The 24,158-nt window shown below is 70.1% G+C and carries 23 protein-coding genes; 11 read left to right on the top strand and 12 right to left on the bottom strand.

Translation table 11 applies throughout. The features are described 5' to 3' along the window. Positions 1–163: 163 nt before the first annotated feature. A complete protein-coding gene (locus tag ACFWHU_RS02295) occupies positions 164–775 on the bottom strand; it encodes a DUF998 domain-containing protein (protein ID WP_387223323.1) in 612 nt (203 codons plus the stop codon). Between the two features lie 405 nt (positions 776–1,180). Between ACFWHU_RS02295 and ACFWHU_RS02290 the strand changes: the two genes are divergently transcribed. The 3 genes from ACFWHU_RS02290 to ACFWHU_RS02280 are packed head-to-tail and all read left to right on the top strand — an operon-like array spanning position 1,181 to position 3,044. Then, entirely contained in the window at positions 1,181–1,561 is a 381-nt protein-coding gene (locus ACFWHU_RS02290) for a hypothetical protein (protein ID WP_387223321.1), read from the top strand. Positions 1,562–1,593: 32 nt separating this feature from the next. After that, entirely contained in the window at positions 1,594–2,736 is a 1,143-nt protein-coding gene (locus ACFWHU_RS02285) for a polymorphic toxin type 44 domain-containing protein (RefSeq protein WP_387223319.1), read from the top strand. 20 nt (positions 2,737–2,756) lie between these two features. Next, entirely contained in the window at positions 2,757–3,044 is a 288-nt protein-coding gene (locus ACFWHU_RS02280) for a hypothetical protein (protein ID WP_387223317.1), read from the top strand. Positions 3,045–3,247: 203 nt separating this feature from the next. On the opposite strand, the gene ACFWHU_RS02275 is transcribed toward ACFWHU_RS02280, so the two are convergent. Both ACFWHU_RS02275 and ACFWHU_RS02270 read right to left on the bottom strand, forming a co-directional pair. Then, complete coding sequence (locus tag ACFWHU_RS02275; protein ID WP_387223315.1) at positions 3,248–4,609, bottom strand: hypothetical protein; 1,362 nt, start codon at positions 4,607–4,609, stop codon at positions 3,248–3,250. A gap of 97 nt (positions 4,610–4,706) precedes the next feature. After that, the gene (locus tag ACFWHU_RS02270; protein WP_385799416.1) at positions 4,707–5,564 is read right to left on the bottom strand and encodes a chitosanase; all 858 of its coding nucleotides are present in this window, start codon (positions 5,562–5,564) and stop codon (positions 4,707–4,709) included. A gap of 149 nt (positions 5,565–5,713) precedes the next feature. Between ACFWHU_RS02270 and ACFWHU_RS02265 the strand changes: the two genes are divergently transcribed. Beyond that, positions 5,714–6,091 carry a VOC family protein gene (locus ACFWHU_RS02265; RefSeq protein WP_355179998.1) on the top strand — a complete coding sequence of 126 codons (378 nt, stop codon included), beginning with the start codon at positions 5,714–5,716 and terminating at the stop codon, positions 6,089–6,091. Between the two features lie 27 nt (positions 6,092–6,118). On the opposite strand, the gene ACFWHU_RS02260 is transcribed toward ACFWHU_RS02265, so the two are convergent. Further along, a complete protein-coding gene (locus tag ACFWHU_RS02260) occupies positions 6,119–6,949 on the bottom strand; it encodes a chitosanase (RefSeq protein ID WP_387223311.1) in 831 nt (276 codons plus the stop codon). A gap of 171 nt (positions 6,950–7,120) precedes the next feature. Between ACFWHU_RS02260 and ACFWHU_RS02255 the strand changes: the two genes are divergently transcribed. Beyond that, on the top strand, positions 7,121–9,400 hold the full coding sequence (locus ACFWHU_RS02255; RefSeq protein WP_387223309.1) for a hypothetical protein: 2,280 nt from the start codon (positions 7,121–7,123) through the stop codon (positions 9,398–9,400). A gap of 56 nt (positions 9,401–9,456) precedes the next feature. Here ACFWHU_RS02255 and ACFWHU_RS02250 read toward each other — a convergent pair whose 3' ends face one another. The 6 genes from ACFWHU_RS02250 to ACFWHU_RS02225 all read right to left on the bottom strand — a co-directional run bounded on the left by ACFWHU_RS02250 (position 9,457) and on the right by ACFWHU_RS02225 (position 15,248). Next, positions 9,457–10,071 carry a TIGR03086 family metal-binding protein gene (locus ACFWHU_RS02250; RefSeq protein ID WP_387223306.1) on the bottom strand — a complete coding sequence of 205 codons (615 nt, stop codon included), beginning with the start codon at positions 10,069–10,071 and terminating at the stop codon, positions 9,457–9,459. Positions 10,072–10,148: 77 nt separating this feature from the next. Continuing rightward, a complete protein-coding gene (locus ACFWHU_RS02245; RefSeq protein ID WP_387223304.1) occupies positions 10,149–10,766 on the bottom strand; it encodes a GNAT family N-acetyltransferase in 618 nt (205 codons plus the stop codon). Between the two features lie 97 nt (positions 10,767–10,863). Then, on the bottom strand, positions 10,864–11,523 hold the full coding sequence (locus ACFWHU_RS02240) for a peptidoglycan recognition family protein (RefSeq protein ID WP_387223301.1): 660 nt from the start codon (positions 11,521–11,523) through the stop codon (positions 10,864–10,866). A gap of 119 nt (positions 11,524–11,642) precedes the next feature. Next, positions 11,643–12,509, bottom strand: a complete 867-nt coding sequence (locus tag ACFWHU_RS02235) for a lysozyme (RefSeq protein ID WP_385799404.1) — start codon at positions 12,507–12,509, stop codon at positions 11,643–11,645. Between the two features lie 292 nt (positions 12,510–12,801). Continuing rightward, complete coding sequence (aceB, locus tag ACFWHU_RS02230) at positions 12,802–14,424, bottom strand: malate synthase A (protein ID WP_385799402.1); 1,623 nt, start codon at positions 14,422–14,424, stop codon at positions 12,802–12,804. A 212-nt stretch (positions 14,425–14,636) separates the two neighbouring features. Then, positions 14,637–15,248, bottom strand: a complete 612-nt coding sequence (locus ACFWHU_RS02225; protein ID WP_385799400.1) for an NTP transferase domain-containing protein — start codon at positions 15,246–15,248, stop codon at positions 14,637–14,639. Between the two features lie 295 nt (positions 15,249–15,543). On the opposite strand from ACFWHU_RS02225, the gene ACFWHU_RS02220 reads away from it, so the two are divergent. Beyond that, entirely contained in the window at positions 15,544–15,828 is a 285-nt protein-coding gene (locus ACFWHU_RS02220) for a DUF5955 family protein (RefSeq protein WP_385799399.1), read from the top strand. Positions 15,829–15,998: 170 nt separating this feature from the next. Here the strand turns inward: ACFWHU_RS02220 and ACFWHU_RS02215 are convergent, their stop codons facing one another. Next, a complete protein-coding gene (locus tag ACFWHU_RS02215) occupies positions 15,999–16,820 on the bottom strand; it encodes an IclR family transcriptional regulator (protein WP_385799397.1) in 822 nt (273 codons plus the stop codon). A gap of 389 nt (positions 16,821–17,209) precedes the next feature. Between ACFWHU_RS02215 and allB the strand changes: the two genes are divergently transcribed. Together allB and alc are read left to right on the top strand one after the other, a co-directional pair. Continuing rightward, positions 17,210–18,574, top strand: coding sequence for an allantoinase AllB (gene allB / locus ACFWHU_RS02210; RefSeq protein ID WP_387223957.1), 1,365 nt, complete (start codon positions 17,210–17,212; stop codon positions 18,572–18,574). A gap of 2 nt (positions 18,575–18,576) precedes the next feature. Further along, complete coding sequence (gene alc / locus ACFWHU_RS02205; RefSeq protein ID WP_387223295.1) at positions 18,577–19,767, top strand: allantoicase; 1,191 nt, start codon at positions 18,577–18,579, stop codon at positions 19,765–19,767. 25 nt (positions 19,768–19,792) lie between these two features. Here alc and ACFWHU_RS02200 read toward each other — a convergent pair whose 3' ends face one another. Continuing rightward, positions 19,793–20,548, bottom strand: coding sequence for a 3-oxoacyl-ACP reductase family protein (locus tag ACFWHU_RS02200; protein ID WP_385799396.1), 756 nt, complete (start codon positions 20,546–20,548; stop codon positions 19,793–19,795). Positions 20,549–20,957: 409 nt separating this feature from the next. On the opposite strand from ACFWHU_RS02200, the gene ACFWHU_RS02195 reads away from it, so the two are divergent. From ACFWHU_RS02195 to ACFWHU_RS02185, 3 genes are read left to right on the top strand one after another with little or no spacing between them, the layout of a single operon-like run. Then, a complete protein-coding gene (locus tag ACFWHU_RS02195) occupies positions 20,958–22,184 on the top strand; it encodes a sensor histidine kinase (protein ID WP_387223292.1) in 1,227 nt (408 codons plus the stop codon). Continuing rightward, positions 22,181–22,855: a response regulator gene (locus tag ACFWHU_RS02190; RefSeq protein ID WP_385799393.1), complete on the top strand. Its 675-nt coding sequence runs from the start codon at positions 22,181–22,183 to the stop codon at positions 22,853–22,855. Before ACFWHU_RS02195 ends, ACFWHU_RS02190 begins: the two co-directional genes overlap by 4 nt. A 58-nt stretch (positions 22,856–22,913) precedes the next feature. After that, positions 22,914–24,125 (top strand): cytochrome P450, encoded by a 1,212-nt coding sequence (locus ACFWHU_RS02185; protein ID WP_387223288.1) that lies wholly within the window; start codon positions 22,914–22,916, stop codon positions 24,123–24,125. Positions 24,126–24,158: the final 33 nt, after the last annotated feature.

Raw genomic sequence — 24,158 nt, 5'->3', positions numbered from 1 at the left:
TGTAGGACTTCTGGATCGAGTCCGGCGACGGACCGCTGGTCAATCCTGTGCCGCTTGCGCGGAGCGACGGCCGCCGCCCGCGCGCCCACCTCAATCCTCTGGAGCCAGGTCACCGGCGAGGCGGTCGATGTCCGAGGGCGGACCAGGGCCTACACGGCAACCATCAGGTGTGCAGGATGCGCAGGGCGAGCAGTGTCTGCCAGGTCCAGCCGATCGTGAGTGAGAGGCGCTGGATCAGTCCGCCGAGGTCGACCCAGCGTTGATGCTGGCTGAACGCGGCACTGGCCAGGGCCATCGTTGCTGCGAAGAGCACGCCGCTGGCGATCGAGTAGATGGCCCACCCGGGCGAGTAGGACAGGGCGAATACGAAACAGGCCACCGTAAGGGCGAGGAATCCGATGAGCGAGAACAGGTCATGCAGCGCCCCTGCGCGGGTGTGGTGCTGGAGCTGATCAGGGGTGCCGGGAGGGTAGCCGCTCACCGGATCCGTCCGGAAGGCGCCCGCACCCAACAGGCCCACCGCCCACACCCCCATCAGCAGAGCACCCCAATGGGAAGGCCCTGCACGCCACAGGCCCACCGTGAAGATCAGCGACAGTAAGCCCGTGAGGAGGAAGTTGACGGTCTGCGCCCACCCGGCGCGGCCGAGGGAGAGCGAACTGACGGGATGACGGAACGGTTGGTAGTCCACACGGCTGGCACCTTCCAGTAGATACGTGACGGTGAACACAGGGCCAGCGGCCATCCCGCAGGCAAGAAGCGCTTGATTACCCATCGTGTCAACATAGGTTGACGAGGTGGGCGTGTCAACCTATGTTGACATGAGGGTGGCTCGTGGGGAGCGGGAGGCCGCCCATGATGTGGGCGATGTCGACGTAGTAGGCGTAGTCACCGTCGCGGGTCAGGTCACGGAGCCGGGCGATACCGGCCGTCAGGCCGTCGTGCGTACCTCGGACCGCATGGTGGTAGCGCCCGGCCAGGTCAATCAGGTGGAGGTGGCTGCCGTCCGCTGGACTCCCTGCTCACGCCGGATCATTGGGGCGATGACCGACGCCGCTTCCTCCCGTTCGCGACGGCTACTTTGCCTGGGTGGTGCACTTTCGGCCTTGGCGAATAACAGGGACTGGGGCACCAGTCGTTCTGCATATGATCTGAGCCGGGTTCAGGAAGGGGGCTGATCGTGGCATGGGATGAGAGCGGCGCGGGTGGTGCACCGGTCGGCCCGTTGGCTCCGGGTGGCGGGGATCTGTTCGGCTCGTCACCGGCGGAGAAGAAGTCGGCGGCCAACGACATCGAGACTGAGTTGGAGCCGGACACCAAGAGGGCCTCGGGTGGGGCGAAGGAGAGCACGAACACCGCGGCCAGGACGCTTGACGGCTGGGAGACTGCCTCCGGCCTGAAGAAAGTAGTGGGGACCTGGGACCAGCAGGTGAAAGTGTTGATGGGACGACTCGGCGCGGAAAAGGCCTCTCTACGCAGCGCCTCTGGCGTGTTCTTCCAGATCGATGTCGGCACGGGCGACGAACTCCGACGTGTCAGATCCAATCTTGACGAGCTGTAGAGGGTCGGCCCGTGTTGACCTACCAGGAAATCATGACGACCGATCTCAGCGTTCTGACGACGGCTGCCGAGAAATGGGAAACCATGGCTGCCGAACTCGCGAAGGTCGAAAAGCGTTACGGGGAGACCGTTCAGAAGATCACGCTGGGACAGAACTGGCATGGGCTCAGCTTGGAAGCGGCGCACACGAAGTTCGCGACGACCCGACGCGAATACAAGTCCGCGCAGACCGAGGCAAAGTCGGTAGCCAAGATTCTGACAAACGCGCACGCCAGTTTCGCGGACCTGAAGAAGAAGGTCGAATCGGCCCGGGACGACGCAGTGGCCGCAGGCATGGCGGTCTCGACAGCAGGACGCGCAGCCTTCGACTTCACACGGCTCCAGGAGCCTGCTCAGGAACAGGCCCTGCGACGCGACCCGGAACTGAAGAGTGTGGAGGAGTCCTGGACCTCGCATATCGCTTCGGCGGTGCGCGCCATGGACGAGTTCGACAAGGCCGTCAAGCAAGCGCTCGAAGCCGTGGTTGTGGACGGAAACCTGATCGACGGCACGATCGGAGGCTTCAACGCCACCGCCACGCCTGTCATCCCCCCGACAGGGCAGGCGCGCAGTGAGCAGAAGTTCACCGACGCGGAGAAGTGGATCTTTGAGGAGATGAAGCGGAACGCGAAGTCGGACACCGTCGGCAACATAAAGACCCTGCTCGATGAGCCTGAATGGTATGAGTTCGGGCGGAATTATGGATCCGACATCAACACGGCGATGGTGATGTGGGGCGCGAAGGTGGCCCCGGGCCAGGACTGGGACCACAAGCCCCAACTCCAGCAGCGGTACGACCTCCAGACCATCGACGACTACTACTTCAAGCAGCCGGGAACGAACCGCGAAGTCTTCTACGACATCTACTCCAACGTTCACTACGGATACGTGGGTCGGGCCGCCGGCTTTGACACGGACACCCTGATCCAGGGGGCCTCTCTCGGAGAAACAGTACTCACGGGAGACGACGACCAAGGCGATCAGATCACGATGCGGGTTGGGGTCGACCTCTACGAGAAGTACGGAGACGACCTGACCGAGGAACAGCTCCGGCAAGGAATCAACGACGCGATGGACCAGATGGAGCAGGCGCAGCGCGACGGCGAGAACGTCCCGCAGGTCAGGACCCGGAAGTGACGCGCGGGCAGTGGGGCTGCGTGGCCGCCCCCGTAGGCGGCCTGGCCACGGGCGTGCTCGGGTCTGTGCTTCTCGCGGCTGCCTGGCGGGCATGCGACGTCGGAGTGAACGGGGCGGCCAACGGCCTTGCCCTGATTTTCTACGGGGCTCTGCTCGCGATCATCTCGGCGGTGTGGTGGGGTGTGCTCATCGGCTACGTAGGACGTTGGAACCTCGCGGTTGCCCTCCTTGGTGGCACGGTCGGCGCCGCGGTCATCGTCTGGATCTTCGTCGCCCTTCTCCACGTTCCGAACGGCTACCGCTGCTGACTACCGGGGTGTACGAGAGCTGATCAGCACGGCAAGCAGGTCAGCCTCGACGCCGCCACCACCAAGCTCAACAGCCTCGGTCGGGCCCCGGCCGACGGCCGACCCCAGCTGGTCCACCTCGGCATGCCCGTCCTCACAGACCCCGCACCGCAGCTCCGCGAGAACCGGGAGAACACGGGCCCGGACCTGCGGCTCTTCTGGAGTCACAAGCCGGAAGCAGTGAGGATTCGGTACATCTGGGGCGGCCGCAGGGCGGAGTTGGCAGCGGCATCGTCGGCTACCTGGGGGTCTGGGTCAGAGAGCAGATGCTCCAGCAACGCGTCCGTGATGTTGGGGTGACGGGCGACCCCGCGGCGGAGGAAGGACTCGGCAGCGGCGGCGAGTTGCTGAAGCTCTGGCATAGGTAGTTCTGGGTCTTGGAGGGCGAGGTAACGCACGTTCGGGCTTGGTTCGTCGACGAACGTGCGCAGCGTGTGACGGGGGAAATTGGGGTGGTCGACGAGTGGCGGTCGGATGTGGAATACGTCGCTGTGTGCGCGTACCAGCCCTTCCAGGACGTCCGGTGGTGTGTCCGGCCGACGGGCGGCAGCACGACGGACCAGGAGTTCCGGGTCGTTGTCCAGCCGGCGCCATGCCTCTTCAGGTAGGTCGTGACAGGAGGCCAGTACGCGCCGGAATGTTGGGTACTGGCAGTCCAGGTAGGTCATCCTCTCGTTGAGGGGCGCTTCGCGCAGCCAGTCCGGTTCGGCGAAGTTCCAACTCAGCGCTACCTCGGCCTCGATGCTTCCGTCCGCGCGTTCGGCTTCTACGAGCGCATACAGCCGGTCCCGGGTTTCGGCGTCCACATGGCGACTCTGCGCGGCCGCGACCCGCACGAGCGGGTCGTCGATGTCCAGTAGCCGGGCAACCATCTCTGTCGATAGATGAGGGTTCCCGGCGACGGCCTGTTGGACCTCCTCTTCCTCGCTCCGCATGAGCTGCGCAAACTGCTCTGACGTGAGCGGGACGTAGCGCGCCACGTTGATGCGCACGGCAGGGTCGGCAATGCAACGCTCCCTCCACTCAGGCGGGACACCCGGTTGCCTGTGCTCGGTGGCGGCTGCACGGACCTGCGGGTCCGGGTCGGCGAGTAGTTCTACTTGCACGGCGAGAGGCCGGTCGTACCAGGTTCGCGCGACCGCTGCGCGCAGGCTCGGACTCGGCGCGCTGACGAGCGCCGTCCGAGGCCGGCCGTAGGCTTCCTCCAGGTCATCGATGCCGATCGGCACCTTGCGCTCCACCATGTCGCGGACAAAGTCTGCGTACGCGTCACGGATCGCCGGATCGGGATGCTCGGCGATCCTTCGGCGCATCTCCGGGGAAATCCGGTCCCCGTGAAGGCTCACCGCGGTGTCGTCGTCGCCATGCGTCAGCAGAGCCTCGACAACAGCGTCCTCCAGCCGCCCGCGACGCAGCGACATCCCGTGTCGGCCGGCCTTGTGTGTGGCCAGGCGTATCAGGATGTCCTGAGGGGCTGTTGGGTTCCGCCCCAGCCCGGACAGCTGGGGGTGATCGAGGCTTGTCATGCGCTCAACCTAGACGGACCGCTGCGTGCCGGCCTTCCGTCGGTCCTCAGTCCGGAAAAGGACCGCCACTCACACCGAAGGTCTTGCGCGGGAGCGGTCAGCCGATGTGGAAGTCCTCCCCGTACACCTTCCAGTCGAGCGGTGGGTCCAGGTTCAGATTGCCGGCGTCGAGGAAGACGCGTTGCGCGGTGTCCACCCGGCTGGTGTCCTCGTGTGCCTCCTCCTGCTTCATCGCCCAGACCCGCGCGTCGAGGAAGGCGTTCAGATACGCGGTCTCGTCGCCGCCCTCCGACGGCGGCCGGGCCTCGTTCAGGGCGCGCTCGCGGATCCCGCTGAAGCTGGTGTCGGAGTTCCCGTCACCGTGCATCACGATGGCGTCGTAGTAGGCGAACTGCCCGAGTGTGCCGACGCCGTCCTCCTTGCCGCGGTTGAGGGCCGGGTTGAAGTAGACGCGGTCGCGCTCGTCGTTCTGCGCGGTCCGGAACGCGGGATCCGCCGCCGCCTCGCGCCACGCGTCGGGGTAGCCGGGGTCGAGCCCTTCGTGCGAGTCCGTGCCGTCGACGGCACGCAGGGCGGGGAGGTAGGAGGCGAGGGGATTGTCCGGCGAGCGCTCCGTGTAGAGCTCGACCAGATCCAGCATGTCGCTGGTGCCGGAGCAGAAGCCGATGATGCCGGCGGTGTAGCCGCGGCCGTCGCCGATGTCCTCGATGTAGCCGTACTGGCCCTTCCAGTCGAGCGAGGAGTTCTCGGCGCTGGAGACCAGTTGCATGGCGATCTCCTTCTTCGCCGGGTCGTCCAGACCGGGGGCGGCCGGGACGGATGCCGTGGCGCCCGCCCGGTCCGCTCCGGGCGCCGCGTGCGCGACGGCCGTGACGGGACCGGCGACGAGGACGAGACCGAGCAGGACGCGGGGAACGAGTCCGAATGTGCGGGTGCGCGCGTGGGGGGTTGGCACCGGACCTCCATGGGGGGAGTTGATCGAAGCCGATCGGTTCGGTTTCTGTTAGGAAGCTTTCCTACCGAAAGTTGAGGGTGACGTACACCCATGGCGCGTCAAAGAAATCGATGATGCGCGGAGGAACGGGCCGGGCGCATACTGCCCCAATGCCCGTGACCCTGCACCACATCGTCGTCGACACGCACGATCTGCCCGGCCTCGCACGCTTCTGGGCGGCGGCGCTGCGCTGGCGGGTGCTCTCCGAGCGCGAACGGGAGGTGGTCATCGGGCCCGACGAGTCCGCGCCGGTCGGGATGTGCTTCATGCCGGTGCCCGCGACGGAGCGCAAGACCGTCAAGAACCGCCTCCATCTCGATCTGACGACGGGCGCGGAGGACCGCGAGGCCGAGATCGAACGGCTGATCGCGCTCGGCGCGCGCCGGGTCGACGTCGGCCAGAGCGGCGAGGAGTCGTGGACGGTGCTGGCGGACCCGGAGGGGAACGAGTTCTGTGTGGTGCGGCCGAAGGCGACCCTGATCGGCTAGCGAGGGGGTGGGCCAGGGCCGCAGGTGTCAGCCGCCGTCGATGCGGTAACTGTCCCCGTACAACTGCCACTTGAGCGGCGGGTCCAGGTTCAGATTGCCCGCGTCGAGGAAGACACGCTGCGCCGTCTCGACGCGGCTGGTGTCCGAGTGCGACGGCTCGCGTCCCATGGCGGCGACCCGTGCGTCGAGGAAGGCGTTCAGATACGCGGTCTGGTCCCCGCCCTTCGCCGGTGACTCGGCCTTCTTCAGGGCCTGTTCGCGGATCGTACGGAAGCCGACCGAACCGCGCGCGTCGCCGAACCCGTGCATCACGTAGGCGTCGTAGTAGACGAACTGCCCCAGCGCGCCCAGCCCGTCGGCCTTCGCCGCGTCCACGGCGGGGTCGAAGTAGATCCGGTCACGCTCGTCGTTCTGCGTCTTCCTGAACACCGGATCGTCGTCGGCCGCCCGCTGCCAGGCGGTGGTGAACGCGGCTCCGAGTCCGTCGTGCGAGTCCCCGCCCCGGACCGCGCGGAGCGCCGGGAGGAACGGCTCGAGTACGTTGCCGTCCTTGCGCTCGGTGTAGCGCTCGACCACCTTGAGGAGATCGCCGCAGCCGGTGCAGAAGCCGACGATGCCCGCGGTGTAGCCGCGGCCGTCGCCGATGTCCTCGATGTAGCGGTACTGCGCCTTCCAGTCGAGCGAGGAGTTCTCGGCGCTGGAGACCAGCTTCATCGCGATCTCCTTCTTCGCCGGGTCGTCCAGAGCCGTGGGGTCGCCCTCCCGCGCGGAGGCGCCGCACGCCGTGCACAGCGCGGCGAGCGCCAACAGCAGTGCGAGCAGCGGCGCGAGCAGCGGGCGGCGGAGCGCGTACGGCATGGAGCGGCCTTTCCTCATGGCCCGCGGTCCGGCACGGCCCGGCCCCGGTCACACCGCCCAGTCAACAGCCCCGGCGGCGCCGACGCACAGGTGATCCATGTCCGTCTACCTCGACCGACCGCCCGGACCGCGTGGATCCCGTTGTCAGAGGCTCGTGCCAGGATTCTCACCATGGATCTCGCACAGATTTTCGTTGACCTCGACACGCAGCCATGGGCGGAGTGGGAGCACGCCTACGGAAGCGCCGACGATGTCCCGGGCCAACTGCGGGCGTTGGCGAGTGACGACGCCGAGGAGGCGGAAGAGGCGCTGTACGAGCTCTACGGAAACATCATTCACCAGGGGTCGGTCTACGAGGCCACGGCCTACGCCGTGCCGTATCCCGCCCGGCTGGCGGCCGCGGGGATCAGGCCGGCCGACATGCTCATGCTGCTCGGCTGCATCGCGGAGAGCGAGGACGAGCGCAGTGACACACCGGGCGTGTGCCGGGTCGCCGTGACCGCCCAACTTCCCCTGATACTCCCGCTGATCGAGGCGACCGACACCGCCGTACGGCAGGCGGCGGTCTGGGCGGCTGCCAGGACGGGCGCCGCCGAGCAGGTGCTTCCGGCGCTGCGGCGGTGCTGGGAGAGCGAGTTGGACCCGCTGGTGCGGGTGGAAGTGCTCGCGGGGACGGCATGGCTCGACCCGGCGGGCGCGGAGGAGTTCGAGAAGGCCGTGCTGGGGGAGACGTCCGCGGGCGCGGGCGACGGTGCGCATGATGCCGGGCACGGGGTGGAGGCCGCGCCGGTACGGCTGGCGGCGCTGCTGGCCTGCGTGGACGCGGACCTGCCATGGACCCCGGTCCATCACGGCGCGCTCATCTCCCTGCTGCCGGCCGGTCCACTGGTCGCGGGCCGGTTCGACCAGGAGCAGACCGAGCCGTTCCGGTACGTGGTCGAGGGGCTCCTGGAGCGGGACACGGACGAGGCGCGAGAGGCCGCGTTCACACTGATCGAGGCCGGGCTGCGGCACCCGGACGCCGACGCGCGCGGCGAGGCGGTCGCGGCGGCCGAGCACGCCTGCCAGGTCTCCCGCGCCGCGACGGGCCGTCTCGCCGGGCCGTTGACCGTACTGCTCGACGATCCGTCGTCGGCGGGCGCAGCCCTCTCGGTCGTCGATCAGCTCGGCCGCCGGGCGGCGCCCGCCGTCCCCGCGCTCGAAACCATCGCCGCCGAAGGGGGCGAGCTGGCCGACCGCGCGCTGGCAGCGCTCGTCCTGACGGACCCGGAGCGGGCGGCCCCGCTGCTGGCGGCGGACCTGACCCGGCGGCCGAAAGCGCTCGACGCCGCGGCGAAACTGAGCCCCGCGTCGAGGACCGGGGACGCCCGCGCCGGGGACCCCGACCCGTTCCCGTACACACCGGAACTGCTGGACGCCGTCCGGGCCCGGCTCGCGGACGACGACATCGACTGGAACGGGTCGATCCACCTCGGCCTGGTCCTGTCCGGCTGGGGGCACCGCGCGGCAGCGGCCGTGCCCGACCTGCTCGCCGCGCTGGACCGGTATCCCTTCGTCGTCCTGCGCACCCTGCCCGCCGTCTGCCCGCCGGAGGAACGGGCCCGCGCGGTCACGGCGCTGCGCGACGCGGACCTCAGCGGGCAGAACCCGGTCGACATCGGCTCGGCGCTGCACCGGCTCTCGGGCGGAACGGACGGCACGGGAGACAGGGGCGACACCGGGGCGGTGCTGTCGGCCGTCGTCGAGGCGCTGGCCTCCGGCGGCCGGGACATGACCGAGGCGGCGAAACTCGCCGGAGAGCTGGGCGGTTCGGAGACATCGGCCTCACTGCTCCCACACCTGCGTGCCGCGTTGAGCGATACCGCCCGCAGGACGACCGACCCGGCTTCCGACACTTCAGGAGCGGGGCGCACGAACCCCGACCTCGACAGCGACACCGAGATCGCCCGCGCGCTGTGGCGGCTCACGGGAAGCGCGGACGAGGCCCTGCCGATCATCGCCGGTGTGCTGGAGGAGGCCGACGGGGACTGGCACCGCTGGCAGAACGTACGCGCCGCGCGGGCTGCCGGCGCGCTCGGCGAGCGGGGCCGGCCGCTCGCCCCGCTCCTGGAACGCAAACTCGCCCATCGCGAGCACGCGGCGGCAGCCGCGCTGGCCCTCCTCGCCGTCGACCCGGCCGGCCAGGACCACGTCCGGCTGGCGGACGCGGCCCTGGCATCGGCCGAGACCGACTCCGACCCGCTCACCGCCCTGGACGTCCTACGGGCGGTCGGCACAAGCGACTTGACGGATGATCAGCACCGTCGGCTGACCCGCCTGGTGGAGCGGGACGCCCACGTCTTCATACCCGGCTTCCCGCACGCCCCGGCGGCGGCGGACGCCCGCTTCCGGGAGGAGGCACGGGCGCTGCTGCGCACCGATCCGCAGAGCGCGCCGACCCGTCCGGCCTGACAAGGGCCTGTCCGGCAGTTCTTCGTGGATCAGCCCGCCGAGACGGGTGCGTCGGCCTACGCTCCGGGCCGCCAGTCCGGCCGGCGACCGCTCAACCCGATCACCCGGTCGAGCAGCGGCGCGTCGGCCGGTACGGGGACGGGCCGGCCGAACAGCCCGTCCGGTCCCTCACCCGTCTCCGCGCTCGCCGCCGCCGGTTCGAGGAAGGGGATCACCGCCTCCAGGCTCGCCGTGTCGACCTCGTACGCCTGGCCCGTGCTGCGCGCCAGGTCCCAGCCGTGCACCAGCAGCTCGTTCAGTGCCACGAGTCCCGCCACCTCGGCCGGCAGGTCCACGCCGCCGGCCCGGGTGAACCCCTGCCAGGCGTCGGGCGAACGCCAGGTCTCGGCGAGTTCGTCGAGCTGACCGGGGAGCGCGGTCCGCCAGCCGTCCTCCAACTGGGGCAGCCCCTCGGTGGGCGGGCTGTCGGTCGTCGGCCCCAGTGCCTTCTTGCCCGCGTCGCGGAAGGCGACGGTCAGCCCCACCAGATGCGCGAGCAGTTCCCGCACGGTGTAGTCCGGGCACGGCGTGGGTCCCGCGAGGTGCCTCTCCTCGATGCCGTCGATCAGTCCGGCCACGCTGCGAGAGACGGGGCCGTGGTCGGGAAGTTTCGGATCGGTGTCGGTGTCCATGACGGGTAGACCTCCCGGACCACGAGAACTCATCGGTCCGGTGAGCCCGGCAAGATCCGCAAGACACGCTCAAGAGGTCAGCGCGTCGTGCCACGCCCCAGATACGTGATGTCGTCCGCCGCGTCCGGCACGGTGATCTCGTGGAAGCCGACGCGGTCGTAGAACGCGCGCGCCCCGGTGTTCGCGATCAGCATCGACAGATGCAGGGCTCCGACGCCCTTGGCGCGCAGCGCGTCGAGGAGCGTGTGGATCAGCGACCGGCCGTACCCCCGCCCCTGCCACTCCGGCAGCAGATCGATGTGCAGATGCGCGGGATACGCCGTGAGTTCGGCCAGCACCATCCGCTCCGGATCGTGCAGCAGACCGGCCATGACCTCGCTCGGTGTCCGCTCCCCGTCCCCTTCCGGCACGGGGTACCTGTCGCCGACGGCCGGCAGCCACTTCTCCCGGAACGCCGTCACGAACCGCCCGGTGTCCGCGACCCCGAGCACATATCCGACGGGCCGCCCCTCCCCGTCGTCGAGCACGAACGCCAGGTCCGGCTCCAACTCCACGTAGGGACCGGCGAAGATGCTGGGCACCAGTTCGCCGTCGGGGTACAGCTGCCGTGAGTCCCCGCCCGCGTCGGCGGTCCGCACACAGATGTCGTACACGGCGTCGCGATCGCCCAGACGGTAGGAGCGTATGAAGGCCATGCCCCGAGTCTGTCGTGCCTGAGAGCGCTCTCGCAACGGTCTTCCCGGCCGACCGGGCCCTGGTCTGGCGGTTCGGGTGGTTCGGGTGGTTCGGGCGTCAGCCCATGCTCGCGGCCACCTCGCTGCGCAGTTGCGGCAGCTTGTCGTGGATGACGCCGGGGCAGAGCGTCGTGCCGAAGTCCTTGTGGCCGAAGATCTGGCTCGGTGCGATGCCGTACTGCCCGCACACGTACGCGCAGAGGGTGACGAGCACGTCCCACTGTGCCGGCGGCGGCTGCGCGCCGTCGTGGTACGCGCCCTCGTTGGCGATGCCGATGGACTGCTCGTTCTGCCCTGACGTGTGCGAGGCGAGTACGAAGCTGCTGCCCCCTCGCAGGGTGCTGAGGCTGCGGTGCCGCCCCTCGGTGATCCAGCCGCCCCGGCTGACGACGAAGTGGTAGCCGCTGTCCAGCCACCCGTTGTCGTCCATGTGCAGGTCCTGGACCCAGTGGGCGTGCGTATGGGCCTGGGCGCGGGAGAAGACGGAGGTGTTCGCGCTCACGGTGTGATGGACGACGATCTTGACCGGGCGCTTGTTCAGCACGCTCACGGGGCTTCGGGGCGGCCGGGCGTTCCACTGCGCGGTGGTGTCGATGTCCGGCTCGACGCCACGCGCGGCGCGGGCGGTGGCGTGCGCGGTGGCGGGCAGCGCGGCGGCGACCAGCCCGCCGGAGCCGGCGAGCAGGATGTGACGGCGGCTGGGCTTGCGAGAGCTCATGGTGGTGCCTCCTGGTCCGCGGTGTCACCGAGTGTTCGGGGGCGGGGGCCACCCGGTGCCGGGAGTCGCGCTGTGGGGGCTTCCCGGCACCGAGTGGCATCGTGAGGAGGTGGGGGCGGCTATGTGTTGTTGGCGAGAGCCACGAGCCGGTCCATGGAGCCGTTGAACTTGTTGCGGTCCACATCACCCGAGACACCGCTGACCCGGCCGGTCGCCGTGTACTGCCAGATCGTCCAGGTGGGGAAGCCGGCCGGGATGTTGGGGCTGGTCGTGCCCCAATGGGCCACCCACAGGGGCGACTTGGCGGCCATACCGGTCCAGTTTCCGGTGCAGCTGTTCCACCAGCTGGCCGTCGTGTAGATGACGACGTCCCGGCCCGTGCGGGCCTTGTAGGTGTTGTAGAAGTCGTTGACCCAGGTGCGCATCTGGGTGGTGGACAGGCCGTAGCAGGAGGCGCCCGAGGGGTTGCCCTCGATGTCGAGGACGCCGGGGAGCGTCTTGCCGTCCTTGGACCAGCCGCCGCCGTTGCTGGCGAAGTAGTTCGCCTGGGTGGCCCCGTTGGAGGAGTTCGGGCGGGCGAAGTGGTACGCCCCCCGGATCAGGCCGGCGTTGTAGGAGCCGGTGTAGTTCGCGCTGAAGCGGGCGTCCTTGAAGTTCGTGCCCTCGGTGGCCTTCATGTAGGCGAAGTCGATACCCGCGGCCTTCACCGAGGTCCAGTTGATCGCGCCCTGCCAGTGGGACACGTCGATGCCCTGCACGCCGCTGGTGTCCATCGGGGCCGGGGCGGGCGTGGGGCCCTGCTCGAGGCGGGTTCCCGCGCCCATCCACGCCTGGCCGGGCCGCACGGTCTCCTCGGGGCCGGGAGGTGCGGCGGACGCCGGTCCGGCGCCGGTCATGAGCAGCGCGGCGACGGTGGCGAGAACGCCTGGGACCAGGACGCCCTTGGATCTGATGAGTCGTCGGTACGGAGAGCTGTGCACGGACATGGCTGCCTCCGGGACGTGGTGGGGGTGTGGGTGCCCGGCCTCCGTCTCTCCGGAATGCCATGGACACGACATGAGTAACGCACGCGTCAACTACGCGCGTAAAGGGGGTACGGGAACGGCCCGTGGTGTAGTCCTGTGACGCCGCGCATGAGCTGCGCCGACGCGCCGTGGCGGCAATAACTTTCACTCCTGAAGCCACCCGAACCACCCGGCGGGGACACGCCGCACCCCCGGCGCCGTGGAGCGGTGCCGGGGGTGCGGGGGTGGGGTGCGCCTGGGTGAACTACCTTGCTCAGCCCCGCAGTTGTTCGTAGGCCGGGAGCGTCAGGAATTCCTCGTAGTTCTCGTCCAGCGCCACCGTCAGCAGCAGGTCGTGGGCCTGTTGCCACCTGCCGGCCGTGAACGCCTCCTCGCCGATCTCCTCGCGGATCGCGGCCAGTTCCCCGGACGCGATCTTGCGGACCAGGTCGGCGGTCGCCGTCTCGCCGTTCTCGAAGACGACACCCGCGTTGATCCACTGCCAGATCTGGGAGCGGGAGATCTCGGCCGTCGCCGCGTCCTCCATCAGGTTGAAGATGGCGACCGCGCCGAGGCCGCGGAGCCAGGCCTCGATGTAGCGGATGCCGACCTGGACCGCGCCGATCAGGCCCTGGTAGGTGGGCTCGGCTTCGAGGGAGTCGACCGCGATCAGTTCGGCGGCCGTCACCGAGACGTCCTCGCGAAGGCGGTCCTTCTGGTTGGGACGTTCGCCGAGGACGGCGTCGAAGGAGGCCAGCGCGATCGGGACCAGGTCGGGGTGGGCGACCCAGGAGCCGTCGAAGCCGTCCGCCGCCTCACGGTCCTTGTCGTCCTTGACCTTGGCGAAGGCCACCTTGTTGACCTCGGGGTCGCGCCGGGAGGGGATGAAGGCCGCCATGCCGCCGATCGCGTGCGCGCCGCGCTTGTGGCAGGTGCGCACGAGGAGTTCGGTGTACGCGCGCATGAACGGGGCCGTCATCGTCACCGCGTTGCGGTCCGGCAGTACGAACTTGGGACCGCCGTCGCGGAAGTTCTTGACGATCGAGAACAGGTAGTCCCAGCGGCCGGCGTTCAACCCGGAGGCGTGGTCGCGGAGTTCGTAGAGGATCTCGTCCATCTCGTACGCCGCGGTGATCGTCTCGATCAGTACGGTCGCGCGGACGGTGCCCTGGGGGATGCCCACGTAGTCCTGCGCGAAGACGAACACGTCGTTCCACAGCCGTGCTTCGAGGTACGACTCGGTCTTCGGCAGATAGAAGTACGGGCCCTTGCCCAGCTCGATGAGCCGCCGGGCGTTGTGGAAGAAGTAGAGACCGAAGTCGACCAGCGCGCCGGGGACCGCGCGGCCCTCGAACTGGAGGTGGCGCTCGTCCAGGTGCCAGCCGCGCGGACGGGTGACGACCGTCGCGAGTTCGTCGGCGGCCTTGAGGGCGTACGACTTGCCGGACACCGGGTCGGTGTAGTCGACCTTCCGGGCGTAGGCGTCCATCAGGTTGAGCTGGCCGTTGATGACGTTCTCCCAGGTGGGAGCGGAGGCGTCCTCGAAGTCGGCGAGCCAGATCTTCGCGCCGGAGTTGAGCGCGTTGATCGTCATCTTGCGGTCGGTGGGCCCGGTGATCTCCACCCGGCGGTCGTTCAGCGCGGGAGGGGACGGCGCGACCCGCCAGGAGTCGTCCTCGCGTACGGCCGCGGTCTCCGGCAGGAAGTCCAGCGTCGAGGTGCGGGCGATCTCCGCTCGGCGTTCGTGCCTGCGGGTCAGGAGTTCGTCACGCCGGGGGGTGAACCGCCGGTGCAGCTCGGCCACGAAGGCGAGAGCCGCGGGGTCGAGGACCTCGTCCTGCCGGGGCAGGGTGTCGGCATCGACGACGGCCAGCGGGGACGGCGCTGGTGCGGACATGAGCTGTCACTCCTTACGGGCGGTGCCGGCGACCGCCGGGTCACCGTCGGCGGCACTGGGTGCCGCGGCTCCGGACTGCGGTCGCGGGCGCCTTCCGGTGGATCGGGCGCTTCTGACCTGTGGATAGTAGTTTCCTCATGGTGGAACTTCAATGGTTTGTTGATGTCGAGATTCTCCGGGTCGACAGACCGCGGCGCTCAGTGCCAGGGCTCTCACTCAAGGTGCGACAGATCCTCCTCCGTGTCGATGTCGTACCCATCCGCGACATCCCCGCACTCGACGAAGGCGATGTCCCGCGCACGGGACCTCAGATACCCACGTGCCCCCTGATCGCCCGTCGCATCCGCCGCGACCGCGGCCCAGTGGCGCGCACCGAAAAGCACCGGATGGCCGCGCTCGCCTCCGTAGGAGGCCGCGGCGAGCGTGTCGGGGGAGCCGTACGCGGCCAGCACCCGCGCCACCGCCGCCGGGCCGATTCCCGGCTGGTCCACCAGCGTCACCAGGGCCGCGGAGTGGATCGAGGCCGCGGTCAGCGAGGCCAGCCCCGCCCGTAGCGACGAGCCCATGCCGCTTCGCCACTGCGGGTTGTCGACCAGTACGCAGCCCGGCAGTTCGGCACGGGCCCGCACCTCGTCGGCCGCGGCGCCGAGCACCACATGGACCCGCTCGCAGCCGCCCTCCCGCAGTGACCGCACGGCGTGCTCCACCAGCGGGCGCCCCCGGTGCGGCAGCAGCGCCTTCGGCCGCCCGCCCAGCCGGCGTCCGCCGCCCGCCGCGAGCAGCAGCCCCGCCACCGGCGACTCTGCGTGATCGTTCTCGTCCATGGGTTCTCCTTACCTCACAGGCCCCCTCGCGCGCCCGCGCGCCCCTGCCGCGCGCCGTCCATCGGACGGACCGTCAGGTCGTACTGCGGCCCCGACCTGGCGATACGTCAGTTGGACAGTTGAATATTGTCCATCCAGTGGCGCACGGCCGCTCAGGTGGCGTTTACTGTCCCGCGTCTCGCGGCGCCTGGCGTGTGAGAAGAGAGGCGCCGGAGGGGCGAGCACCATGCCGAAGGCACATGCACCATGGCGTGCGAGGGGGAGAACTTTGTTGCGGAGCGTGGGGCATACGCGAGTGACAGAGAAGGTTGAGGATCCAAGACTGACCGGCCTGCGGTTCGCCGTGGCCCGGCTCAGACGTGAACTCGCCTCGTATCCGAGTGAGTTCAGGGACAGAGGAATCGCGGAAGAGGAACTGGCCGCGCTGGCCGCGATGGTGGCGGGAGGCGATCCGGAGATTCGGCGGATGCGTCGCTCGCTCCTGCTGATCGTGGGCTCGATCGGTTCGGTGAGCGCGTTGGCGCCCACCCTGATGGATGTCAGGAGGGCGGTCGACCTCTTCGGAGAGTTAGCGCACTGAGTACGACCAGGGCCGGGCACCAGTAGCCCGGCGGGCGCCGCCAACCCGGTCTTTCAGGTACCGGGTACCGGAGCCGATCGGTCCGGGCGCCGTACGTCCCAGGGGATTGGGACGTACGGCGCCCGGACCACGAATGGACGGCGGACGGACCGGGCCCGCGAGCGCCGGTCTCACCCCTGCTGGTGCGCAGCCGCCGTGCTCGCCAGTGCCTCGGAGAGATCCCGTGCCACTTCCTGGAGTATCGGCACGATCCTCTCGGTGGCCGTCTCCGTGACCCGCCCGGCCGGTCCCGAGATCGAGATCGCCGCCGGGGTGGGGGAGTTGGGAACCGGCACCGCCAGGCAGCGGACCCCCATCTCCTGTTCGTTGTCGTCCACCGCGTAACCGGCGCCGCGCACCAGCTCGAGCGCTTCGAGGAAGCCGTCGGGCGTCGTGATCGTTTTCTCCGTGGCCGCCGGCATGCCCGTACGTCCGAGCAGTGCCCGCACCTCGTCGGCCGGCGCGTCCGCGAGGAGGGCCTTGCCCACGCCCGTCGAGTGCGGGAGCACCCGTCGGCCGACCTCGGTGAACATCCGCATCGAGTGCTTGGACGGCACCTGCGCGACGTACACGACCTCGTCGCCGTCGAGCAGCGCCATGTTCGCCGTCTCGCCGGTCTCCTCGACCAGCCGCGCCAGATACGGCCGCGCCCACGTACCGAGCAGCCGCGACGCCGACTCGCCGAGCCGGATGAGGCGCGGGCCGAGCGCGTAACGGCGGTTCGACTGCTGGCGTACGTAGCCGCAGGCGACGAGCGTCCGCATCAGCCGGTGGATGGTCGGCAGGGGCAGACCGCTGCTGGCCGAGAGTTCGCTCAGGCCGACCTCGCCGCCCGCGTCCGCCATCCGCTCCAACAGATCGAACGCGCGCTCAAGGGACTGGACGCCGCCGCTCGCGGATGCGGGCTTGGCTGCGTCGGTGGCGCTGGCGCTGGCGGCGCTGGACGTCGGCACAACAACGGTCCTTTCGGGACGTAGGGACGACAGATGGGCGAGTCAGCAGTTTACCGGGCGGTCCATGGGGCGCCCGGCGGTCGGACCGGCAGCTCCGTGCCACGTTTTCGCCGGTCAGGGGGTGTCTGTCCGGGTGTCGTCCGTCACCCGCCGTGATCGGTTTGTACGGTGGGCGAGTGGGTCGGCTTCTGTCTTGCGAAAGTCGATTTTCACTGTGTGGAAATACTTGAGTGTAGTGCAGGGTGCCCGTTCCGGGGCGGAGCGGCCTTGACGGACCCCGGTCCGGCATGAAGACTCCTTCAACAGTTCGTTGAATTTTCGTGCGGACATGACGACGGAGACGACGGAAGTGAGGGCTGCCGGTGACCGACCTGGACCCGGACCTGGGCATGGACCGCGCCGTGGACCTGGTGCTGCGCTCGACGCGCGTCGTCACCCCCGAGGGCACCCGCCCCGCGTCGGTCGCCGTCGCGGACGGCACGATCGCGGCGGTCCGCCCGTACGAGCGGCCCTACGGACACGCGGACGGCTCCGGACCGCCGCCCGGCGCCCGGCTGGTGGACGTCGGCGACGATGTCGTCCTCCCCGGCCTCGTCGACACCCATGTGCATGTGAACGACCCCGGCCGCGCCGAGTGGGAGGGCTTCTGGACCGCGACGCGAGCGGCGGCGTCCGGCGGCATCACCACGCTGATCGACATGCCTCTCAACTCCCTGCCGCCGACCACCACGACGGCCCATCTGCTGATCAAGCGGGCGGTCGCGAGCCGCAAGGCGCACATCGACGTGGGCTTCTGGGGCGGCGCGCTTCCCGACAACGTCGGGGACCTCAAGTCCCTTCACGACGCCGGGGTGTTCGGCTTCAAGGCGTTCCTGTCACCGTCCGGGGTGGAGGAGTTCCCCGAGCTGGACGCCGCACAGCTCGACCGGTCCCTCGCCGAGATCACCGGCTTCGGCGGGCTGCTCATCGTGCACGCCGAGGACCCGCGTGAACTGGCCGCAGCGCCGCAGCGCGCAGGCGCGAAGTACGCCGACTTCCTCGCCTCCCGCCCCCGCGACGCCGAGAACGCCGCGATCGGGGGGCTGATCGCGGCGGCCCGCCGGCTGGACGCCCGCGTCCACGTCCTGCACCTGTCGTCCGCCGACGCGCTGCCGCTGATCGCCGCCGCCAAGCGGGAGGGCGTACGGCTGACCGTCGAGTCCTGCCCGCACTTCCTCACCCTCACCGCCGAGGAAGTCCCCGACGGCGCTACCGAGTTCAAGTGCTGTCCGCCCATCCGCGAGGCGGCGAACCAGGACGCGCTCTGGCGGGGGCTGGCCGACGGGACGATCGACTGCGTCGTCTCCGACCACTCGCCCTCCACCACCGACCTCAAGACCTCGGACTTCGCGACCGCGTGGGGCGGTATCTCCTCCCTCCAGCTCGGCCTGCCCGCCATCTGGACGGAGGCCCGCCGGCGCGGTCACTCGCTGGACGACGTGGCGCGCTGGATGTCGACGGCCCCCGCCGCGCTGGCCGGACTCGACAGGAAGGGCGCCATCGAAGCCGGCCGCGACGCCGACTTCGCGGTCCTGGCGCCCGACGACTCGTTCACCGTCGACCCCGCCGCGCTCCAGCACCGCAACCGCGTCACCGCGTACGCGGGCAGGACGCTGTACGGCGTCGTCAGGTCCACCTGGCTCCGAGGCCGGCGGATCGTCGCCGACGGAGCCATCGCCGAGCCCTCCGGCCGACTGCTCGAAAGGAACAACTGATCGTGGTCACAAACCCCTTGTCCGCCCCTGAGGCTTCCTCCGCCGCCCCTGCCGCGCCCTTCTCCGCCGTGCCCTCCTTCACCGGTGACGCGAGCCCGTACGGAGGCGGCGACCCGTACCGCGACTACCGCTCCGCCGACCTCCCCTTCACCCACCTCGTCGACCTCGCCGACCGCAGGCTCGGCGCCGGGGTCGTCGCCGCCAACGACGAGTTCTTCGCCGAGCGCGAGAATCTGCTCAAGCCCGGCCCCGCCGAGTTCGACCCGGAGCGCTTCGGACACAAGGGCAAGATCATGGACGGCTGGGAGACCCGCCGCAGGCGCGGCGCGTCCGCCGCCCGGCCGCACCCCACCGACGACGACCACGACTGGGCACTCGTACGGCTCGGCGCCCCCGGCGTCGTACGCGGAATCGTGGTCGACACCGCCCACTTCCGGGGCAACTACCCGCAGGCCGTCTCCGTCGAGGCGACGTCGGTACCCGGCTCCCCGTCCCCGGACGACCTGCTCGCCGACGACGTCAAGTGGACAACGCTCGTACCCCGTACGGCCGTTGGCGGTCACGCGGCCAACGGGTTCACCGTCGGCACCGAGAAGCGCTTCACCCATCTGCGGGTCAACCAGCATCCCGACGGCGGCATCGCACGCCTGCGGGTGTACGGCGATGTCGCCCCCGACCCCGGATGGCTCGCCGCGCTCGGTACGTTCGACCTCGTCGCCCTGGAGAACGGCGGCCGGGTCGAGGACGCGTCCGACCGCTTCTACTCACCCGCCACCAACACCATCCAGCCGGGCCGCTCGCACCAGATGGACGACGGCTGGGAGACGCGCCGCCGCCGCGACAAGGGCAACGACTGGATCCGCTACGAGCTGGCGGAGCAGGCCGAGATCCGGGCCGTGGAGATCGACACGGCTTATCTGAAGGGCAACTCGGCGGGCTGGGCGGCGCTCTCCGTACGCGACGGAGAGCCCGGAACCGGATCGGAGGCGGCGGGCTGGACCGAGGTCCTCCCCCGCACCCGCCTCCAGCCCGACACCAACCACCGCTTCGTCCTCGACAGCTCCGTGACGGCCCGTCAGGTCCGGATCGACATCTTCCCCGACGGCGGCATCTCCCGACTGCGCCTCTTCGGCTCGCTCACCGATGAGGGAGCGGCCCGACTCTTCCTGCGGCAAAGGGAGTTGGGCGGCTGACCGCGCGGGCAGGGCAGGTCGCCCGCTACGCCGCGTGCCCGCCGTCCACCGAGAACTCGGCGCCCGTCACGTACGCCGCGTCGTCACTCGACAGGAACGCCACCATCGACGCCACCTCGTCGGCGGCCCCGAACCGGCCGAGCGCCGTCATCGCGCTCTGACCCGCCGCGTACGGGCCGTCGGCCGGGTTCATGTCCGTGTCGATCGGACCCGGGTGGACGATGTTCGCCGTGATCCCCCGCTCACCCAACTCGCGCGCCAGCGCCTTGGTCAGCCCGATCAGCGCGGCCTTGCTCGTCGCGTAGAGCGTCCCGCCGGGACCGGGCACCCGCTGGGCCATGCAGCTGCCGATGGTGACGATCCGGCCGCCGCGTGTCAGCTTCGTGGCCGCGGCCTGGGTGGTGAGGAAGACCCCCTGGACGTTCACGGCCAGTAGTTGGCCGACATCGGCCACCGGGAAGGAGTCCAGGGGGCCGAGCAGACCGATCCCCGCGTTGTTCACGAGGATGTCGAGCCGCCCGCCGAGACCGGCCACGGCTTCCTCCACGACGCCCGCCGCCTCGGCCGGGTCCGCCGAGTCGGCGCGCAGCGCGAGGCCGCGCCGACCGGTCGCCTCGATCTTCCGTACGACCTCCTGAGCGGCCTCCTCGTTCGCGACGTACGTGATCGCGACATCAGCGCCCTCCTGAGCGAGCCGCAGGGCGATCGCCGCGCCGATACCCCGGCTGCCGCCGGTGACCAGCGCGGTGCGGCCGGCCGGCGCGGAACTCGTTACAGACATGTGGTGCGTCCTTCGGTCGATCGCCCGCGAGGGGCGGGCGATGAGTGGGTGCGGATGTCTTCGATCAAACCGGCGCGGCCCGTGCGCCACCGGCGGGAATCGGACGACGACGACCGGCGGGGGTTGTCCTCGATCGCCGGACGGGCTGAAGTGCTGCCCTCAATCGCCGGGCGGGCTCAAACGCTGCCCTCAATCGCCGGGCGGGCTGCATTTCCAGCCCGTCCGGCGGACATCTCAAGCCCGTCCGGCGATTGAGGACGCCGCCGGACGCGGCGGAACGCATCCAGCCCGTCCGGCGATTGAGGACGCGCCCTCCGGCCGGTGACCTAGGTCGATGACCCCGTGACTTTGGTAGCCGTCGTTGCCCACGACGCGCCACCCCACCCGCCACCTGCATAGATTGGTCCGTATGACCCGTACGGAATACCCCTGGCTGCTGCCGTCGGCGATGGCGGCACCCGACGATCCCGGCCCCGCCGGGAATCCGGGCGGGCGGCGTCGGCCGCGGCGTACCGTGCGCGACTGGGTCGTGGACCTCCTCGCCTTCCTCTTCGCCGTCTTCATCGGCATGGTCGCGCTGGACACCGCCGACCAGGCCGGCAACAGCGAAGGCCTGCTCATGGCCGACATGCTGGTCGGCCTGGCGGCCTGCTGCACCCTCTGGTCGCGGCGGCGCCGGCCGGTCGGACTGGCCGTCGGCCTCAGCGTGGTGCAGGTCGTGTCGCCACTGGCGGGCGGCGCCGCCCTGGTGGCGCTCTTCAGCCTGGCCGTCCACCGGCCGTTCAAGCCCGTCGCCGTCGTCGGGGCCGTGGGCCTGGTCGGCATGGTCGGCCAGGCGTATCTGCCACCCGACCCGACCCTGTCGCATCTGACGGCGATCATCCTCGGAGCGCTGGTCGTCCTGCTCTTCGTCGCCGCGGGCATGCTCGTACGGGCCCGCCGGCAGCTCGTCGTGGCGCTGCGCGAGCGCGCCGTACGAGCGGAGAACGAGGCGGCGCTCCGGGCCGAACAGGCGCAGCGCCTGGCCCGCGAGGCCATCGCGCGCGAGATGCACGACGTACTGGCCCACCGCCTCACGCTGCTCAGCGTCCACGCGGGCGCGCTGGAGTTCAGACCCGACGCGCCGCCTCCCGAGGTGGCGCGGGCGGCGGGTGTGATCCGCGACAGCGCGCACGAGGCGCTCCAGGACCTGCGCATGATCATCGGCGTGCTGCGCGCGCCCGGCGACGAGGGCGAGCGCCCCCAGCCCACGCTCGTCACCCTGGACGCCCTGGTCGCCGAGTCCCGTGACGCCGGGATGAAGGTCACCCTCGACAGCGGCGTCGACGACCCGGCCGCCGTACCGCCCACCACCGGCCGCACCGCCTACCGCATCGCGCAGGAGGGTCTGACCAATGCCCGCAAGCACGCGCCGGGCACCGGCACGACGGTCCTGGTGAGCGGCGGCCCGGGGGACGGTCTCACCGTCGAGGTACGCAACGAGGCGCCCATCGGCCCGGTCCCGAACGTGCCCGGATCCGGCCAGGGGCTGATCGGACTGACCGAACGCGCCACCCTGGCCGGTGGCCGGTTCGAGCACGGCCCGACGGACGACGGCGGATTCGCCGTCCGGGCGTGGCTACCGTGGTCCCCATGACCACCACGATCATCCGGCTGCTCATCGTCGACGACGACCCGCTCGTGCGCGCGGGACTGACCTTCATGCTGGGCGGTGCGGACGACATCGAGATCGTGGGGGAGGCGTCCGACGGCTCCGAGGTCGACGCGCTCGTCCGTGAACGCACGCCCGACGTCGTGCTCATGGACATCCGGATGCCCGTCATGGACGGCCTGACCGCCACCGAACAGCTGCGGGCCCGCGCCGAAGCGCCCGAAGTCCTCGTCCTGACCACGTTCCACGCCGACGAGCAGGTGCTGCGGGCGATGCGCGCGGGCGCCGCCGGATTCGTCCTGAAGGACACACCGCCGGCCGAGATCGTCGCGGCGGTACGGCAGGTGGCGGCGGGCGAACCCGTGCTCTCCCCGGCGGTCACCCGCCAGTTGATGCACCATGTCGCGGGGGCGCCGACCGGCGTGCGCAAGGACACGGCGACCGGCCGGCTGGCCCGGCTCGCGGAGCGCGAACGGGAGGTGGCGCTCGGCGTGGGACGCGGCAGCTCCAACGCGGAGATCGCGGCGGAACTGTTCATGAGCGTCCCCACGGTCAAGGCGCACGTGTCCCGCATCCTGGCCAAGCTCGACCTCAACAACCGTGTGCAGATCGCCCTGTTGGTGCACGACGCGGATCTGGTGACGGACGGCGACTGAGGGGCGGGCCCGGCCACCGCGGTCGGTGGCGTACGCCGGAGCGACGTAACCTGACGCGATGACCGTTGTCGATCTGGGCGTGTATGGGCCCGATTTCACCGCCGACCCGTACCCGTACTTCGCGAAACTGCGCGAGTCGGGCCCGGTTCATGAGGTGCGTACGCCGCACGGTGAACGGCTCTGGCTGATCGTCGGGCACCGGGAGGCGCGGGCCGCGCTCGCCGATCCCCGGCTCTCCAAGTCACCGGCCACGGTGGGCGCCACCATGCTCGACGAACGGGTCATCGGACCGAATCTGCTGCTCGTCGACCCGCCGGACCACACCCGGCTGCGCAAGCTCGTCGCCAGCGAGTTCACCGCCCACCGAGTCGCCGGACTGCGGGAGCGGATCCAGCACATCACGGACGAGCTGATCGACGCGATGCTTCCCGCGGGCCACGGCGACCTGGTCGAGTCGCTGTCGTATCCGCTGCCCATCACCGTCATCTGCGAACTGCTCGGTGTGCCCGCCGCCGACCGTGCGGTCTTCCGCGCCTGGTCGACGGAGATCGTCGCACCCACCGACCCCGGCGGCGAATACACCGCCGTGCACGAACTCGGCTCTTACTTCGACGAGTTGATCGAGGACAAGCGCTGCGCCGGCCCCTCCGGCGATCTGCTCTCCGCCCTGCTGCGCACCCGTGCCGAGGACGGCGACCGGCTCTCCGCCCCCGAACTGCGCGCCATGGCCTACCTGTTGCTGATCGCCGGTCATGAGACGACGGTCAATCTCATCACCAACGGCATGCGCGCCCTGCTCTCCCACCCCGATCAACTGGCGGCCCTGCGGGCCGACTTCGGCCTGCTCGACGGCGCCATCGAGGAGATGCTGCGCTACGAGGGCCCGGTCCTGAACAGCACCGTCCGCTTCACCGGCGAGCCCGTGACGGTCGGCGACACGGTCATTCCCGCGTGCGAGGCGGTGCTGGTCGGTCTCGGCGCGGCGGGCCGGGACCCCGCGCGCTACCCGGAGCCGGACCGCTTCGACATCCGGCGTACGGCGACGGCCACGGCGACCGGCGCCAAGGGCCGCAACCACGGACATCTCGCCTTCGGACACGGCATCCACCACTGCCTCGGCGCGCCGCTCGCGCGCCTGGAGGCCCGGATCGCGGTCCGAACCCTCCTCGAACGCTGCCCCGGCCTGACCCTCGACCCGGATACGGGGCCGCTCGACTGGCTGCCCGGAATGCTGATCCGCGGGGTGCGGGGTCTGCCGGTGCGGTGGTAGGGATAGAGAGTGCCGTGCGGGTACGTTCCGGAG

It is taken from the genome of Streptomyces sp. NPDC060366 (assembly GCF_042725135.1).
Taxonomy (GTDB): domain Bacteria; phylum Actinomycetota; class Actinomycetes; order Streptomycetales; family Streptomycetaceae; genus Streptomyces.
This window is presented reverse-complemented; position numbering and strand designations above follow the sequence as displayed.